The organism is Halomonas sp. KO116 (genome assembly GCF_000734975.2).
Lineage (GTDB): Bacteria > Pseudomonadota > Gammaproteobacteria > Pseudomonadales > Halomonadaceae > Vreelandella > Vreelandella glaciei.
Map to the genome: position 1 here is coordinate 4,603,597 of NZ_CP011052.1, position 15,385 is coordinate 4,618,981.

At 57.0% G+C, this 15,385-nt stretch carries 15 protein-coding genes; 6 read left to right on the forward strand and 9 right to left on the reverse strand.

The genetic code is table 11. The annotated features are described in order from the left end of the window. The first annotated feature begins 355 nt into the window (after window positions 1-355). Window positions 356-1,381 (forward strand): aspartate carbamoyltransferase, encoded by a 1,026-nt coding sequence (locus KO116_RS21110; RefSeq protein WP_035556442.1) that lies wholly within the window; start codon window positions 356-358, stop codon window positions 1,379-1,381. 37 nt (window positions 1,382-1,418) lie between these two features. Here KO116_RS21110 and ruvX read toward each other — a convergent pair whose 3' ends face one another. From ruvX to KO116_RS21130, 4 genes are all read right to left on the reverse strand, one after another. Then, the gene (gene ruvX / locus KO116_RS21115) at window positions 1,419-1,874 is read right to left on the reverse strand and encodes a Holliday junction resolvase RuvX (protein WP_022520995.1); all 456 of its coding nucleotides are present in this window, start codon (window positions 1,872-1,874) and stop codon (window positions 1,419-1,421) included. Then, entirely contained in the window at window positions 1,874-2,431 is a 558-nt protein-coding gene (locus KO116_RS21120) for a YqgE/AlgH family protein (RefSeq protein WP_022520996.1), read from the reverse strand. Before KO116_RS21120 ends, ruvX begins: the two co-directional genes overlap by 1 nt. Before the next feature lie 72 nt (window positions 2,432-2,503). Then, window positions 2,504-3,460: a glutathione synthase gene (gene gshB / locus KO116_RS21125; RefSeq protein ID WP_035556440.1), complete on the reverse strand. Its 957-nt coding sequence runs from the start codon at window positions 3,458-3,460 to the stop codon at window positions 2,504-2,506. A 68-nt stretch (window positions 3,461-3,528) separates the two neighbouring features. Next, window positions 3,529-4,221 (reverse strand): CvfB family protein, encoded by a 693-nt coding sequence (locus KO116_RS21130; protein WP_035556438.1) that lies wholly within the window; start codon window positions 4,219-4,221, stop codon window positions 3,529-3,531. A gap of 170 nt (window positions 4,222-4,391) precedes the next feature. On the opposite strand from KO116_RS21130, the gene KO116_RS21135 reads away from it, so the two are divergent. Together KO116_RS21135 and KO116_RS21140 are read left to right on the forward strand one after the other, a co-directional pair. After that, complete coding sequence (locus KO116_RS21135; RefSeq protein ID WP_035556436.1) at window positions 4,392-6,035, forward strand: sodium:solute symporter; 1,644 nt, start codon at window positions 4,392-4,394, stop codon at window positions 6,033-6,035. Then, window positions 6,028-6,576, forward strand: a complete 549-nt coding sequence (locus tag KO116_RS21140) for a hypothetical protein (RefSeq protein ID WP_035556434.1) — start codon at window positions 6,028-6,030, stop codon at window positions 6,574-6,576. Before KO116_RS21135 ends, KO116_RS21140 begins: the two co-directional genes overlap by 8 nt. Window positions 6,577-6,600: 24 nt before the next feature. On the opposite strand, the gene KO116_RS21145 is transcribed toward KO116_RS21140, so the two are convergent. Genes KO116_RS21145 through KO116_RS21155 form a run of 3 tightly spaced genes read right to left on the reverse strand, consistent with a single transcriptional unit; the run spans window position 6,601 to window position 8,345 of the window. After that, the gene (locus KO116_RS21145; RefSeq protein WP_082072660.1) at window positions 6,601-7,377 is read right to left on the reverse strand and encodes a 16S rRNA (uracil(1498)-N(3))-methyltransferase; all 777 of its coding nucleotides are present in this window, start codon (window positions 7,375-7,377) and stop codon (window positions 6,601-6,603) included. Window positions 7,378-7,380: 3 nt separating this feature from the next. Further along, on the reverse strand, window positions 7,381-7,881 hold the full coding sequence (secB, locus tag KO116_RS21150) for a protein-export chaperone SecB (RefSeq protein ID WP_035556433.1): 501 nt from the start codon (window positions 7,879-7,881) through the stop codon (window positions 7,381-7,383). A 41-nt stretch (window positions 7,882-7,922) separates the two neighbouring features. Continuing rightward, entirely contained in the window at window positions 7,923-8,345 is a 423-nt protein-coding gene (locus tag KO116_RS21155; RefSeq protein WP_035556430.1) for a rhodanese-like domain-containing protein, read from the reverse strand. A gap of 202 nt (window positions 8,346-8,547) precedes the next feature. On the opposite strand from KO116_RS21155, the gene gpmI reads away from it, so the two are divergent. The 3 genes from gpmI to KO116_RS21170 all read left to right on the forward strand — a co-directional run bounded on the left by gpmI (window position 8,548) and on the right by KO116_RS21170 (window position 12,704). Beyond that, on the forward strand, window positions 8,548-10,125 hold the full coding sequence (gene gpmI / locus KO116_RS21160; RefSeq protein ID WP_035556429.1) for a 2,3-bisphosphoglycerate-independent phosphoglycerate mutase: 1,578 nt from the start codon (window positions 8,548-8,550) through the stop codon (window positions 10,123-10,125). 5 nt (window positions 10,126-10,130) lie between these two features. Next, window positions 10,131-11,267, forward strand: a complete 1,137-nt coding sequence (locus KO116_RS21165) for a murein hydrolase activator EnvC family protein (RefSeq protein ID WP_035556426.1) — start codon at window positions 10,131-10,133, stop codon at window positions 11,265-11,267. A 120-nt stretch (window positions 11,268-11,387) separates the two neighbouring features. Continuing rightward, complete coding sequence (locus KO116_RS21170; RefSeq protein WP_035556423.1) at window positions 11,388-12,704, forward strand: S41 family peptidase; 1,317 nt, start codon at window positions 11,388-11,390, stop codon at window positions 12,702-12,704. Window positions 12,705-12,716: 12 nt separating this feature from the next. On the opposite strand, the gene KO116_RS21175 is transcribed toward KO116_RS21170, so the two are convergent. Both KO116_RS21175 and ubiH read right to left on the reverse strand, forming a co-directional pair. After that, on the reverse strand, window positions 12,717-14,000 hold the full coding sequence (locus KO116_RS21175) for a UbiH/UbiF/VisC/COQ6 family ubiquinone biosynthesis hydroxylase (RefSeq protein ID WP_035556421.1): 1,284 nt from the start codon (window positions 13,998-14,000) through the stop codon (window positions 12,717-12,719). Window positions 14,001-14,051: 51 nt separating this feature from the next. Beyond that, on the reverse strand, window positions 14,052-15,293 hold the full coding sequence (ubiH, locus tag KO116_RS21180) for a 2-octaprenyl-6-methoxyphenyl hydroxylase (RefSeq protein WP_035556419.1): 1,242 nt from the start codon (window positions 15,291-15,293) through the stop codon (window positions 14,052-14,054). Between the last annotated feature and the right edge of the window lie 92 nt (window positions 15,294-15,385).

Genomic DNA, 15,385 nt, shown 5'->3' on the forward strand with positions numbered 1-15,385 from the left:
TTAAAGAGCTGTTTCGCTGTGTTTGACTGGCGAACCGTTGAACTGGCTTGCCGCAGCGAGGAAGGCGTATTCTACGCAGTTCCTGGTGTTTGTCAATCGCTGTTTTTTAGCGAGTGAGGCGAACGCTACTATCTGCTCTAACCTCCTGACAAACCGAAGCTTTTACACTTCATTCACCGCTGGAAACGCTTGGCGTCCCCGGCAGCGGATGCGTACTTTACGGTTTCGTGGATGCGTTGGCAAGGGGTTTTGTAAGAAAATTACAGATTAGCAGGCTGTAACGAATGAAAGCCCTTCGGCACTACCCTCATTGGCGGTTACACTAGCCTTATCTACCACCTTACTGAGGTCCGCCATGAGCCACCACCTGCTAACTGTCGACTCATTAAACCGCGAAAGCGTTGATCATTTACTGCGTGTAGCTGCACGCATGGAGCCGATTGCTCAGCGGCGCCAAGTGACGCGAGTGTTGGAAGGGGCGGTACTCGGTAACCTGTTTTTTGAAGCCAGCACCCGCACGCGGGTAAGCTTCAATGCTGCCTTTTGTCGTTTAGGTGGCAGCGTGTGTGACACAACGGGCTTCACCTTCTCCTCTATGGCGAAGGGGGAGTCACTCTATGATACCAGCCGTGTAATGAGTGGCTACTGCGACGCCATTGTAATGCGCCACCCCGACCAGGGTTCGGTGGCTGAGTTCGCGGCGGCGACGAATGTACCAGTGATTAATGGCGGTGACGGTCCTGGGGAACACCCTAGCCAAGCGCTACTTGACCTGTATACGATTGATAAAGAGTTTCAGCGCCTGGGTAAATCGCTGACCGGTGCACATATCTTACTTACCGGCGATTTGAAGTATGGCCGTACCGTTCATTCACTGATTAAGCTTTTATCACTCTATGACCCGCTGCGCATTACCCTGGTGTCGCCGCCGGGCCTTGAGATGCCTTCCAAGCTGATTGACTTAGTAGCCTCTCGCGGTCACCGCATTGAGCAGCGCGATTCTCTCGCTAGTGATTTTGCCGATTTAGATGTGGTGTACACCACGCGGATACAGAAGGAGCGCTTTACCGACGAGATGAATGAGAGCTTCCAGGGACTCTCTGACGACTTTATGGTTAACCGCGATTTTCTCGATCACCGCTGCAGTCAAAGCACGATTGTGATGCACCCGCTACCCAGGGATAGCCGCCCCGGCGCGAATGATTTAAACGTCGACCTCAACGGCGACCCGCGTCTGGCGATTTTCCGCCAAACCGATAACGGCATTCCTATGCGGATGGCGATTTTCGCAACGTTGTTAGATGTCGACAAATTGATCGAGCAAGATTTGCGCCCTGTGCGCTGGTACGTTCCAAGCCAAACGGGCACGCTGGATCGTTAAAGCTCAAGAACTTAAGAAGAGAATTTAAAGATAGCGGTTATAGGGATAGACGCCCGCCAGGTAAACCTTCCTGGTGGGCAAACCAGCCTTCAAGAATAAGAATAGCCGCAATGCCATCGACACTATCTTGCCGATAGTTGCCTTTATGGCCCGCCTCGCGAGCGATTAGCTTGGCTTCTCGCGTAGTGCCACGCTCATCGACCATTTCACACGGTTTACCAAAACGGCCATGCAGACGATTGCCGAACTTGCGAGCGCGAGTGCTCATATCTGACTCGCTACCGTCCATATTCAGCGGTAATCCCACCACCAACAGATCCGGCTGCCACTCGTTCAGTAGCCGTGACACGACATTCCAATCGGGAATCCCATCCCGCGCCGTCAGCGGAGTGAGCTCGCGCGCACTGCGCAGCAGCTCGTTGCCCACCGCCACACCGATACGCCGAGTGCCGTAGTCAAAGGCCAGGATTAAGCGCTGCCCCGCTTCGGCCATCAGGCGTGCCCCGCATCTCGGGTCATTAAGTTAAGGTCAATACCCAACAAACCAGCCGCCGCGGTTAAGCGCTCAACGGGTGGTGTGTTGAAGAGCACGCTGCTCTCGGCTTCAACCGTTAGCCAGCTGTTCTCCTTCAGTTCCTCTTCCAGTTGCCCAACTTCCCAGCCCGCGCAGCCTAAGCAGACTAAAAAGTGCTCTGGCCCCTCGCCTGCAGCAAAAGCCTGGAGAATATCCAGCGAGGTGGTCAGTGCAATGCCATCCTCCACCTGGATACTCGAATCCCACTGCTGGCTATCGCCAACATGCAGAATGAAGCCACGGTCTTTATGCATCGGCCCGCCGTAATAAACCGGCGCATTACGGTGCGGACTTGTTTCACCGCCTAATTCCAGCTGATCAAACAGTGCCTCGAGCGTGATCTCTAACGGTCGGTTAGTAATCACCCCCATGCAGCCATTGTTATCGTGATCGCAAAGATAGATAAGACTACCGGCAAAATTAGGATCTTCTAAATGCGGCATGGCCATTAGAAAGTGATGTTTCAAACTTTGCATGCGTCTCCCACTGCCTGTCGGCATCCCGGCAGGCATAGCGTAATAAGTGTCATTATAAGAGTGAAGCCGTGCTTAGGCTAAGCGGCGCTCGATAGCATCCAGTAGCAAACCGGCAATATTGGTGCCCCGCTGATCGTCAATTTCACGCACGCAGGTAGGGCTGGTGACGTTGATTTCAGTAATATAGTCACCGATGACATCTAACCCCACGAACATTAAGCCCTTTTCACGAATCATCGGCTGCACCTGCTGGATAAGCCAATGGTCACGCTCGGTGAGCTCGCGGCTTACGCCTCGTCCACCGGCGGCCAGATTGCCGCGGGTCTCGCCCGCTGAGGGTATCCGCGCCAGCCCAAAGGGAACGGGCTCACCATCGACCAACAGAATGCGCGTGTCGCCATCCTTAATTTCCGGCAGGTAGCGCTGGGCCATAATTTGCCGCTGACCGCGAAAGGTGAGTTGCTCAATCACTGCGCCGATATTACGGCCGTCCGGGCCAATATGAAAAATGCCGGTACCGCCCATGCCATCCAGAGGCTTGAAGATCACATCGCCGTGCTCGGCGTGAAAAGCGCGTAGCACGTCATCGCGGCTTGCGACGATCGTGGGCGCACAGCACTGGGGAAACTGCTGGGCAAACAGCTTTTCATTACACTGCAACAGCGCTGCTGTGGGGTTAACCACCAGCACACCCTCACGTTCCGCAAAGCCCAGCAGATGCACCGCGTTGGTGAAATCAGCGTCGACAGGCGGATCTTTACGCATCAACACCACATCCAGCTCAACCAGTGGACGCGCAGAGGGCTCGCCCAGGTCATACCAGTGATTTGGATCGCGATGCACCGTTAAAGGACGCATACGCGCGTAGGCTTGTCCTGCATTCAAGAAAAGGTCTTCCTGCTCCATATAGTGCAGGGTATAGCCGCGCTCCTGGGCAGCCCATAGCATGGCCATGGTGGTGTCTTTCTTGTAAGCGATGTCGCTGATGGGATCCATCACAACGCCGAGATGCAGATTTGATTGGCTCATCGGGGGCACTATCCAAACATGAACAATAGGAGCCCAGTATGCCGCACTGCCCGCTAGGCTCCAACTAACTACTCGCTGAGTGCGCCAGGCACTAGGCGAATAGCATCAGGCTCTAAAGTGATCAACTGTTGCTTATAAAGCCGCCCAATGGCCTGTTTATAGGCGCTTTTACTCACCCCTAAACGTGCTTTAACTTCATGGGCAGGGCTTTTATCCCCCAGTGCCAAATAGCCGCCGCTTTCACGCAATGCCTGCAGTATCTTATCGCCCACCACATCTAAACGAGCAGCACCTGGCGGTAGCAGCGAGATATTTAGGCGACCATCTTCACGACGCTGCTTTACATAGCCTTTGACTGATTGACCACGGCGCAATGGCTGAGTGACGTCGTCCTGATAAATAAGCCCCCAGTAGCGGTGATTGACCACCACCTTCATACCCAGATCAGTACGCTCCGCCACCACGACGGCGACTTCGTCACCCTTTTCCAAGGCCCAGGCGTCATCGGTCAAAAAACGATCCAGCTTCATCGACGCCACCGGCCGCCCCTGGTCGTCGCTATACAGCATGACCAGTACACGTTTGCCGGGATCAGGGCGGAACTGCTGCTCACTAAACGGCAGCAACACATCTTTCGGCTGCCCCCACTGCAAAAACGCGCCGATGTTGTTGACGGCCGTAACCGTTAGGTACGCCACTTCACCCAACTGGGCGGCTGCATCGCTGGCGGATCGAGGGGATGAGTGTGACTCACGCACCATGGGTGTCGTCCTTCAAGAAAATAGATAAACATTATGGTGCCTGACACCCACAGGGCAAAGCCGGATAGCGTTTTTAGTAGATGAAAGCATGTCTTCCACCTGAAAAAGCAAACAGCGCACAACCTGCTACTATCAAAACACTAGACAAAATTAGGCGTAGGGGAGCGAACATGGAAGGGTTCACGCTTTTTGATACGGTCGTTTTGATTGGTTACATCAGTTTAATCGCTTGGATTGGTTCGCGATTCGGGAAAGATCAGCACAATCCGGAGGACTATTTTTTAGGTGGGCGTAAAATTCCCGGCTGGGCGATCGGCCTTTCGGTAATGGCGACTCAAGCCAGTGCGATCACCTTTATCGGGGCACCGGGCTGGGGCTTCGAGGGCGGCCTTGAACGCTTAGTGACCTTTATCAATGTGCCCTTGGCCATGATCGTGTTGATTTTGGTGCTGGTACCTATTTTCCACCGCGCGGGCATCTACAGTATCTACGAACTGCTGGAGCGTCGTTTCGGCCCAGCGACGCGAACCCTTACCGCCCTACTGTTTCTGATTGCCCGTGGCCTAGCCACTGGCGTGGTGCTCTATGCGCCAGCATTAGTACTTGCCGTAGTGACCGGTTGGAGCGTGAACCTCACCATTATCATCATGGCGGTACTGGCCATCAGCTATACAGTAATGGGCGGTATCAGCGCGGTAATTTGGACTGATGTGGTGCAAATGTTCGTGCTCTGGCTTGGCGCACTATTAAGCATCTTCTTTTTAGTCACCAGCCTGCCTGGCGGTTGGGGCGATGTCTTCGAGTTTGGCGCGGCCAGCGGGATGTTCAACGCCATCGATTTGTCCTTCGACCCCAGCGTAACCTACTCGCTATGGGCAGGCTTGCTCGGCGGTTTTTTCCTGCATGTGGCCTACTTCGGCACCGACCAGAGCCAAATCCAGCGAGTGCTCTCAAGCCCATCAGTGCTCGATGCTCAGCGCTCGCTGCTGATTGGCGGCTACCTGCTGATTCCGCAGATGCTGCTGTTTCTATTTATTGGCGTCATCTTGGCCACCTATTACCAGCAGCATGGGCTAACGCCCCCCGAGGATCTCAATGAACTGCTACCCCGCTATGTCGTCAGCGCCTTTCCCTCAGGCATGGCCGGTCTTGTCATTGCCGGGGTGTTTGCTGCGGCAATGTCGAGCCTCGATTCGGCGCTAAATTCACTCTCAGCAGTGACCGTTCGTGACTTTTATAGCCGCTATATCAAACCCAATGCCAGCGATGCCCATTACTTAAAAGCCTCACGGCTAGCCACTATTTTCTGGGGGCTTTATGCCACCCTGTTTGCCTTTTTTGCGGGCAATCTCGGCCCCGTGATCGAAGCAGTCAACCAAATCGGCTCGTGGTTTTATGGGGCGCTACTGGGCACCTTCCTGTTGGCTATCTTCAGCCACCGCGCCAATGCACGCGGCGCAATGGCGGGGCTCATTGTCGGTATGTGTGCCGTGTGGGCCGTCTCTGCACTACTCGATATCTCTTGGCTGTACAACAACACGGTCGGCGTAGCGGTTTCGATGTCCGTTGGCTACCTCGTTAGCCTAACGGCTCCCGCCCCCAGCCAAGAGCAGTTGAGCGATGTGATGATGACGGAAGCGGCACCGGATATGCAGGCCGTGCTGGCAGCGCAAGCCGATAACGCTCAGGTGATTGGCAAAGAGGCCCGTTTGACGCGGCGTCGCTGTATCGGCTTATTTATTTGGTTTTGCCTCATGCTGGGCATGTTAGCGCTTCTACAGGGTTGGGCGAATGAGTGGTGGGCGAATGGTTGAGTGCTTAACGCTGGCCCGGCGGATTGATGTGGCAGCCGCTCAAAAGCGGTTACAACGCCTAGGGGCTCACGCTTGCGAACCTGCCTGGGTTCGCCTGTGGGCCACTGGCTTGGGCATGGCTGATGGTCAGCCAGGGGCGTGGTTACTCTCTGCTCAAGAAATGCGCCGCGCACTGCTGTTGGTGGGTGCAGAACTGCCCGCTCAAAAAGAAAAACCCAGTGCAGGCGTTAAAATTGATAGCGGTTCACCGCCAACGCCAAAAGCGTTGGACCGACTGTGGTTATGGGAACGCATTGCCACCCCGCGCCACTGGCGAATCCAGTTGCTGGATAGCACGCCTATACCGATATGGCTGCCCTGCTGGCTGGGCTACGCACGTGGCCGACACCTTCGTTTAACGGTACTCAGTGGGTTATCGGGCGAAACGCTACCGATGCTTAAGCCCATCGTGCTTAAGGGGCTTCAGCAGGTATATCAAAATGGGCAGGCATCAGCGCCAAAGAGTTCAGGGGCAAGCAAACGAAGGGAAACGGTAGTTTGAGGGAGCCTTGACGTTAGTAAGCGCTTACAAATCGCCAAAGTAGTGCTGTAGCAGGGAAAGCGCCACTATGGGTGCTGTTTCTGTTCGCAACACCCGTGGGCCGAGTGTTAACGGTGTAAAGGTAGCGGTTTGAGCAGCCGCAATATCGTTTTCACTCAAACCGCCTTCCGGACCAATCAGTAGGGCCACCGCCGCCGGTCGGTCTTGGCGATCAAACGCCTTGCCGGTCGCTAGATGCAGCATCAAGCGCAGCGGCTCTCGGCGCTCGGCAAGCCATGCTTGAAGTGCCATGGGCGGATGCACTGGCGGCACAACCGCTCGCCCGCTTTGCTCACAGGCGCTGGCAGCCACCGCCTGCCAGTGGGCGTGCTTTTTATCTTCGCGGTCGCCCTTTAAGCGCACGTCACCGCGCTCGGTATACAGCGGAGTAATCGCCGCCACGCCCAACTCGACGGCCTTCTGAATGGCATAATCCATTCGGTCGCCTTTTGAGATGGCCTGGCCTAAATGGACAGACAGCGGCGATTCACCACTGCCCGACCATACCGCATCGACCCGTGCGAGCGTCTGTTTACGGCTAACTTCTACCAGACGCACACCCGCCTCGAAACCTTGGCCGTCAAATAGCACCAGCGGCGCACCTTCACCCATGCGCAGCACGCGGGTGATGTGGCGCGCTGGGCCGTCAGGCAATGCAACGTCGCTGCCTGCTACGAAAGCAGCAGGTACATAGAGGCGTGGCATTTTGCCATGCTGGGAGTACCAATCAGCAGCTGGCGATGCTTGCACGGCTTTTGACATAGCTTAGTGGGTATTCTCTTCTGCTTGCTTGGCTTCGCGCTGCTTACGCTGGGCGTACATCGCTTCGAAGTTAACCGGCGCCAGCATTAGCGGCGGGAAGCCACCACGGTTGACCAGATTATCGACGCACTCGCGGGCGTAGGGGAACAGCAGGTTAGGGCAGAAAGCGCCCAGGGTTTGATCCAGCTGTGCGCCTTCGATACCGGCAATGCGGAACAGGCCGGCCTGCTCAACTTCGGCCAGGAAAGACGTCGTGCCCGTTTCGTTATCGTTCACCTGGGCGGTGACTTTGACCACCACTTCGTACTGGTCGTCAGCAATCTTGGTGCTGGTGGTATTCAGATCCAGATTCACCTTGGGTTTGAACGCCTGCTTAAATACCGACGGGGAATTGGGCGCTTCAAACGAAATATCTTTTACATAAATGCGCTGCAGCGAAAACTTCAGCTGCGGCTTTTCATCCGTTGCGGCACCGGCCTGTGGGGTATTGTTATCTTCCGCCATGATATAGCTCCTGATTGTTCATTAAATAAAAATAACGTCGCTTACTTCTTAACCACCGGCAGGCCATCGCCTTGCCACTGCGCCATACCGCCTCTTAACTTGTAAGCGCGCTCAAAGCCTGCTTTGGCGAGTTTGGCCTGTGCAGCACCAGAACTCTGGCCGTGCTTGCATACCACAATGATCGGCTGGGCTTTCACTTTTTCCAGTTCGTTCATGCGGCTATCGAGGTTGCTTTGCGGAATGTTACGCGCACCTGCGATATGCCCGGCTTTGAAATCCTTGCTTTCACGGATATCCAGCACCACCGCATCTTCGCGGTTAATAAGCTGAGTGGCCTGCGAGGCAGTCAGTGCATTTGTAGAGGCGCTGCGCGTTTCATAAATAAGCCACGCGATTAACACCAGCAAAAATGCCCCAACCAGCAGGGGGTGGTTCTGTACGAATTCGAACACCTGATCGATCATCGCGAACACAATCTCTTGGTCAATGCAGAAAAAAGCGGCCTAACCGCTGCCAAAACGCGACAAGTATACACGTCAGATAGCTTCCCGCGCAGGTCTTGATCATGACGCCTGGCAGTTGCCTGCGTTATGATGCCCCAAGCGTGCGCCCGTCGCGACCCCGAATTTTCGAGTCGTTCGGCTTGCCAATCTTAACGAGGTTTTTATGGATACTTCGCGTACCCCGCGCCCAGTGGCGCTGATTATTCTCGATGGCTACGGCCACAACCCCGACAGCGACCATAATGCCGTCGCCGCTGCCCATAAACCGGTGTTAGATAAATTGTGGGAAACCTGTCCGCACACCTTCGTTCATACCGATGGTCTTAACGTGGGGCTCCCCGAAGGCCAAATGGGTAACTCGGAAGTCGGGCATATGAATATTGGTGCCGGGCGTATCGTGTATCAGGACTTCACCCGCATCAGCAAAGCGATTGAAGACGGCGACCTGGACGTTAATGAAAATCTTACCCAGCCGATTGACGAAGCCGTCGCCAACGGCAAGCCGGTACACTTGATTGGCCTGCTCTCCCCCGGCGGTGTCCATAGCCATGAAGAGCACTTTATTGCCACGGCCGAATTGGCCGCACGCCGCGGTGCCCAGCGTATTTTTATTCACGCCTTTCTCGATGGTCGCGATATGCCACCACAAAGCGCTCTATCATCAATAGAGCGCGCCAATGCCCGTTTGGCAGAGCTGGTGGGCGCTGATAACGGCTTTGTAGCGTCAATTATTGGTCGCTTTTACGCCATGGACCGTGACAACCGCTGGGAACGTGTTGAGCAAGCGTACCGCCTACTGACCGATGGTCATGCGGAGCATTACGCCACCAGCGCCGAAACCGCGCTACGCGACGCCTACCAGCGCGGTGAAACTGACGAATTTGTAGCAGCGAGCAGCATACCGCAGAAAGACGGCACCAAAGAGCATGCGGTAACCCTACAGGATGGCGATGCCGCCATTTTCCTTAACTTCCGCTCCGACCGCGCCCGTGAGTTAACTCGCGCCTTTGCCGAGCCGGATTTCAAGGGTTTCGAGCGGCGTGTATGTCCTAAGCTTGCGGGCAAGGGGCTGGTGATGATGACCCAGTACGCCGCTGATATTCCTGCGCCTGCCGCCTTCCCACCGTCGGATCTTAACGACACTTTGGGGGAAGTCGTCGCCAAGCGCGGCTTAAAACAGCTGCGTATTGCCGAAACCGAAAAGTACCCTCACGTGACGTTTTTCTTTTCAGGCGGCAATGAAGCTGAGTACGAGGGTGAAGAACGCATCCTGGTGCCCTCGCCCCGTGATGTGCGCACTTACGACGAAAAGCCTGAAATGAGTGCCTTTGAGATCACCGACAAGCTGGTAGACGCCATTGACGGCGGCAGCTTCGATTTCATCGTTTGCAACTACGCCAACGGTGACATGGTCGGCCACACCGGTGACTTTGACGCGGCGGTAAAAGCCATTGAAACCGTCGATACCTGCGTGGGTCGTGTCGTTGAAGCCATTGAGCGCGCTGGCGGTGCCTGCTTGATTACCGCCGATCACGGCAATGCCGAACAGATGGTGCACCCCGAAACAGGCGCGCCGCAGACTGCCCACACCACCTTTGTGGTACCGCTCATTTACGTTGGCAAGCGCGCGGCCTCGCTTGAAGAGGGCAAACTATGCGACCTGGCCCCTACGCTGCTGACCATGATGGATCAGCAACAGCCCGAGGCGATGACCGGAAAACCACTGATTCATTACAAGTAGTGCCCATGCGGTGGTATTTAGCAGTGACGCTCCTGCTGGCGTTAGTTTACACGCCAGCAGGTTTCGCTCAGCAGGATGAAAGCGCGGCGCGCCAGCAGTTGGATGCGATTGGCCAGGAGATCGAATCCGTCGCCCAACGCCTCAGTGCCACTGGCCAAGCCCGCGATGACGCCGAGCGCGAGCTTCAGGAAGTCGAAACCAAGCTTGCCGAAACGCATCAGCGCTTAGACACACTGCAAGCGGAGCGCCGCCAGCTAAACGACGAAACGACCCAGCTACGTCAGCACCGCGACCGGCTGGAGGGCGAGCGTGCCGATCAGTATGCGGCCCTGGGCCAACAGCTTTCAGCGCTTTATCGGCTTGGCCCAACGCCACAGCTCAAGCTGCTGCTTAACCAGGGCGACCCTGCCGAACTTGACCGTATGCAGGCCTACATGAACCGGCTAACGGAAGCACGCAATCGTCGCTTAGAGGCTATCGCCAAGCTAGACACCGCCCTGGTTGAGACCCAGCAAGAGCTGAGCGAGCGCCAGGCCCGCCTCGATACGTTGGCCGACGAGTTAGAAGAACAAAGCGCGCTGCTTGCCGAGCGCACTACCGAACGGCGTGGCGTTGTTTCTAACCTGGATGACCGCTACGGCAGTGAAGAAGAGCGGCTGGCCGACCTCAACCAAAGCCGTGAAGAAGCCGAGCAAGTGCTGCGCACTATTCAAGCCGAAATGGCAAAACTCGCCGAACCATCGCCCACTACGCATATGGTCAGTACCCAAGGTGATTTACCTTGGCCAGTACAGGGCTCCATCAGTAGTCATTTCCACCATCGCGATGGTGTGCACTACAACGGTATTGTCATTCAAGCCAGCGCAGGCACGCCGGTGACCGCCGTTCATACCGGCCGCGTAGTGTTTGCCGACTGGATGCGGGGGTTTGGCAACCTGCTCATTATCGATCATGGCGACCAAATCATGACGCTGCATGCCCACCTGCAGCAGTTCAGCGTTAGACCTGGGCAGCAGGTCAGCCGCGGTGATGAAATCGGCCGTGTGGGGGTCAGCGGTGGTCAGAACCGCGCCGCGCTTTACTTTGAAGTGCGCCGAGGCGGTGAACCCATTAATCCGCAGCGTTGGATTGCGCGCCGCTGACGGGATAAGCTGCACTATTATAAATATCTCAGTTTATAAATGACTCAGTTGTTAATGTTATTCCAGCTACTATTTCAAGGTGACGCACCACGACGCCACCTATCGCCTTGCGGAGTCTGCATGACGCTATCTGTTACCGGGGTATCCACCCCCGCCAAGCGCCTTTTGGCTACCCTGCTGCCGATTGTTTTACTGTCGGCCCCGCTACCGTTACTTGCCCAACCAGCCACTAGCAGCGTGGGGGATGAGCCTGTTTCTCACGAACTCCCCCTTGAAGATATCCAGACCTTCGCCGAGGTGTTTGAACGCATCAAGCGTGCCTACGTTGAAGAGGTCGATGATCGCACGCTGCTGCGCAATGCCATGCGCGGCATGCTGAGCGAGCTTGACCCCCACTCCGCCTACCTGGACGAAGAGGAGTACCAAAGCCTGCGAGAGTCGACGCAGGGCGAATTTGGCGGTATTGGTATCGAAGTGGGCACCGAGAACGGCCAATTGATGGTCATTACGCCTATCGATGACACCCCGGCCTCCCGCGCCGGTTTACAGTCCCGCGACATTATCGTGGCCATCGACGGTACGCCTACCGACAGTATATCGCTGCAGGAAGCGGTAACCCTGATGCGCGGCGAGCCCAATACCGAGATTCGCATTAGCGTGCTGCGTTCAGGGGAAGACACGCCGCGCGAGTTCACCCTAACCCGCGAAATTATTCGCAGCGAGAGCGTTAAGCACGAGCTGCTTGAACCAGGTTACGGTTACCTACGCATCAGCCAATTCCAATCTCGCACGCCTGATCAGGCTCGCGAAGCGCTGGAGCGCATGGCACAGGATCAGCCGCTGGAAGGGTTAATACTCGATTTACGTAATAATCCCGGCGGTGTGCTGCAGGCCGCCGTTGGCATTACCGACTTGTTCCTGGATGAAGGGCTGATCGTCTATACCGAGGGTCGCCTCTCGGATACCGAAATGTCGTTCTCTGCCTCCCCCACCACGCCGGCTAGTGATGTGCCGCTGGTGGTGCTGATCAACGGCGGCAGTGCGTCAGCGGCAGAAATCGTCGCCGGTGCGCTGCAGGATCAACGGCGCGGCGTCATCATGGGCACCGACAGCTTTGGTAAGGGGTCGGTGCAGCAGATCATGCCGCTGGGCAATGGCGAAGGACTCAAGCTGACGACAGCGCTCTACTACACCCCTAACGGGCGCTCTATCCAGGCCCAGGGTATTGAACCCGATGTAGAGGTGGTACGTGGCCGCCTGGAAGTAGCCGAGGGTCGTCGTGAAATTCGCGAAGCCGACCTTGAAGGCCACCTAAGCGCCCAGCAGGCGCCCCGTGATCGACAGGAGATGGCCGAGCGGCTACTTGACGATTACCAGCTCAGCGAAGCACTCAACCTACTCAAGGCACTTAATGTGGTGGATCGCCAGCGGCGTTAACAACAGCCTAATTTAACGGCACGTGAGCGGCAGGCGGCCGCGTTCCCCGGTCGCCTGCCGCATCAACACTCGCTTCAGTGGCACCAACTGGTTCATGCCGCTCATGCCCAGGTTGCGCATCATCGTCAACGCCGGATCGTGACTGCCAAACAGTACTTTAAAGCCCTTCATCAACCCCAGCATGGCGCTATTATCAAAACGCCGACGCCGCTCATAGCGCCTTAGCGTACTCAGCTCTCCCCAAGGAGCGCCGCGCTGCCAGGCGTGTACCACCTCTTCGGCCAGCACCGCCGCGTCCATCAGCCCCAGATTGACCCCCTGGCCCGCCAGCGGATGAATACTGTGGGCCGCATCCCCCACCAGCGCGAAATGCGGCTGCACATAGTGGCGGGCATGGCGCTGCACTAACGGAAAACGGTGGGCCTTGTCGCAGGCAGTAACGCCTCCTAGGCGATGACCAAACGCGTCCCCAAGCGCCTCACCCAGTGCGTCACGAGACAGCGCGCTCAGCTCATCGGCGTGCTCTGGGGTGGTTGACCAGACGATAGAGCAGTAATGCTCATTGCCTTCCACGGTTAAAGGCAGGAATGCCAGCGGCCGGCCATCGATAAACGCTTGCCGCGCCGTGCCGCCATGGGGCTTGGTGCACTGCACCGTGGTCACGACAGCGTGCTGTTGCATATCGTCACTGGCCACCTCAATACCCGCCATCTCACGCAGCACCGAGTGGGCGCCATCGGCGGCCACTATAAGCGGCGCGTGTAGCTGGCGCCCATCGTCAAGTATGAGCCAGTCCCCGCTAGCACGATTGCCATTGGCAGTACGACCATTGTCACGCTGCAGCGCTTGCGGGCTAGCACCAAAAAACGTCGTGACGTTGGGGTGATCTAGCACTTGACGATTGAGTGCGGCCAGCGTGACCGTGTTCTCAACGATATGGCCAAGCACCGCCACGCCCGCCTCATCAGCGGAAAAAGCGATTTCGCCGCTGCCTTCGGCATCCCACACCTGCATGCTGCGGTAGGGCGTTACCCGGGTTGCCTGCATGGCGGGCCAAGCGCCCACATGCGCCAGCAAGCGCTGGGAAACCGGCGTTAATGCGCTAACGCGCGGAGCAGGTAGCGGGCCAGTGGCCTTATCTAGACCTAATGGCGCAGGCCTTGCCTCGACCAACGCGACTTTCATCCCCGCCTGTGCCAACAGCGCACAGAGCGCGGTACCGACCATGCCGCCGCCGACAACGATGGCCTCAAAGCGCTCAACCGGCGGCTTTGCAGTAGATGAGTCAGTCTGCATAGAAATCCTTTTAACTAGCGCCAGCGAGCGCAGCTATTGTTGATAGATAGCCTAGCGTTCCAGGCCCATGGCACGTCTGGCCAGTCCTCGCCGCAGCGGCCCCACCAGATTCAGGCCAATCAAGCCCGCCGCACGGGCATGGGGCAATAGCGGAAAAGAGAGCCCGAACAGCCTGACCAGGCCGTCGCTAAAGCGAATCACGTTGGCGCGATCCCGTGAGCGCTGCTTCTCGAAGGCCTGCAGTGTGCCCATATCTCCCAGCGGTCGCTTCGCCAGCTCCCCCTGCTCCAAGGCATCGACCAGATCCATCACCCCACGCAGCGCCAGGTTAAACCCTTGCCCCGCGACCGGATGCAGAGCGTGGGCGGCGTTGCCCAATACCGCCAGCCCCGGCCGTACCGGTTCCTCAGCGGTTACCAGCGAGAGCGGATAAGCATGTCGGGCACCCAGCTGCGTAAACCGGCCCACCCGGTCACCAAACGCCTGCTGTAGCTGAAGCAGAAATTCACGCTCTGACAGTGCCATACGCGCTTTTTCGCTACCGCTGGGGTGCGTCCATATCAACTCCATGGCTTGGCCTGGCAGTGGCAGCAGGGCCATTGGCCCTTGGGTGGTAAAGCGCTCGTAAGCGATCCCCTCGTGAGGTTGGCTGACGCCCACATGCGCGATCAAAGCGGTCTGCTGGTAAGGTTCTCGGCGGCTGCCAATACCCAATTGCTCTTTAAGCCCAGATCGCCCCCCATCTGCCAATACCGTCAAGCCAGCAGTAAGCTGGCTACCATCCGAGAGCTTGAGATGATGCCCGCCCGTCACGGGGGTCAGCTGCTCCACCTTCGCGGGGCAGTGCCACTCCAGCGGTAACTCGGCTAGACGCCGATGCAGTACACGCCCCATCCAGGCGTTGGGAATCACGTGGCCCAGCGCCGCGACGCCCAGCTCGTCAGCACTCAGCCGTGTCGCCCCCAGGCGTCCACGCTCACTGATATGAATACGCTTGATCGGTGTCGCCTCATGACGCATCGCTTCCCACACACCCAGCTGCTCGAAGCGCTGAGCAGAGCCTTCGGCGATCGCGCTGGCCCGTGCATCAAAGCTGGGTTGCCAGGCGCTTTCCAGCGACTGCGCCGTTAACGGTGCCGATTCAATCACGGCTACCCGCCAGCCGTAGCGCTCAATCAGCGGCGCAAGAGCACAGCCTAGGCTCGCCCCCACTAACCCACCGCCCACAATCACAATGTCATGGGTCAGCGCTTGAGCAGTGTCATGAACAGTCATCTGTGTAGCCCGTTGCATCGGCTTCTCCCTCGCCATACCGCCGCACTCTAGAGGCAACTAATAATTCGTAACGTAATTTACATAACGTCAAATTAATGCTCTAAATACTG

Coding starts and splice junctions, on each gene's coding strand:
- KO116_RS21110 (WP_035556442.1), top strand. CDS start 356: ATGAGCCACCACCTGCTAACTGTCGACTCATTAAACCGCGAAAGCGTT.
- ruvX (WP_022520995.1), bottom strand. CDS start 1,874: ATGGCCGAAGCGGGGCAGCGCTTAATCCTGGCCTTTGACTACGGCACT.
- KO116_RS21120 (WP_022520996.1), bottom strand. CDS start 2,431: ATGCAAAGTTTGAAACATCACTTTCTAATGGCCATGCCGCATTTAGAA.
- gshB (WP_035556440.1), bottom strand. CDS start 3,460: ATGAGCCAATCAAATCTGCATCTCGGCGTTGTGATGGATCCCATCAGC.
- KO116_RS21130 (WP_035556438.1), bottom strand. CDS start 4,221: ATGGTGCGTGAGTCACACTCATCCCCTCGATCCGCCAGCGATGCAGCC.
- KO116_RS21135 (WP_035556436.1), top strand. CDS start 4,392: ATGGAAGGGTTCACGCTTTTTGATACGGTCGTTTTGATTGGTTACATC.
- KO116_RS21140 (WP_035556434.1), top strand. CDS start 6,028: ATGGTTGAGTGCTTAACGCTGGCCCGGCGGATTGATGTGGCAGCCGCT.
- KO116_RS21145 (WP_082072660.1), bottom strand. CDS start 7,377: ATGTCAAAAGCCGTGCAAGCATCGCCAGCTGCTGATTGGTACTCCCAG.
- secB (WP_035556433.1), bottom strand. CDS start 7,881: ATGGCGGAAGATAACAATACCCCACAGGCCGGTGCCGCAACGGATGAA.
- KO116_RS21155 (WP_035556430.1), bottom strand. CDS start 8,345: ATGATCGATCAGGTGTTCGAATTCGTACAGAACCACCCCCTGCTGGTT.
- gpmI (WP_035556429.1), top strand. CDS start 8,548: ATGGATACTTCGCGTACCCCGCGCCCAGTGGCGCTGATTATTCTCGAT.
- KO116_RS21165 (WP_035556426.1), top strand. CDS start 10,131: ATGCGGTGGTATTTAGCAGTGACGCTCCTGCTGGCGTTAGTTTACACG.
- KO116_RS21170 (WP_035556423.1), top strand. CDS start 11,388: ATGACGCTATCTGTTACCGGGGTATCCACCCCCGCCAAGCGCCTTTTG.
- KO116_RS21175 (WP_035556421.1), bottom strand. CDS start 14,000: ATGCAGACTGACTCATCTACTGCAAAGCCGCCGGTTGAGCGCTTTGAG.
- ubiH (WP_035556419.1), bottom strand. CDS start 15,293: ATGCAACGGGCTACACAGATGACTGTTCATGACACTGCTCAAGCGCTG.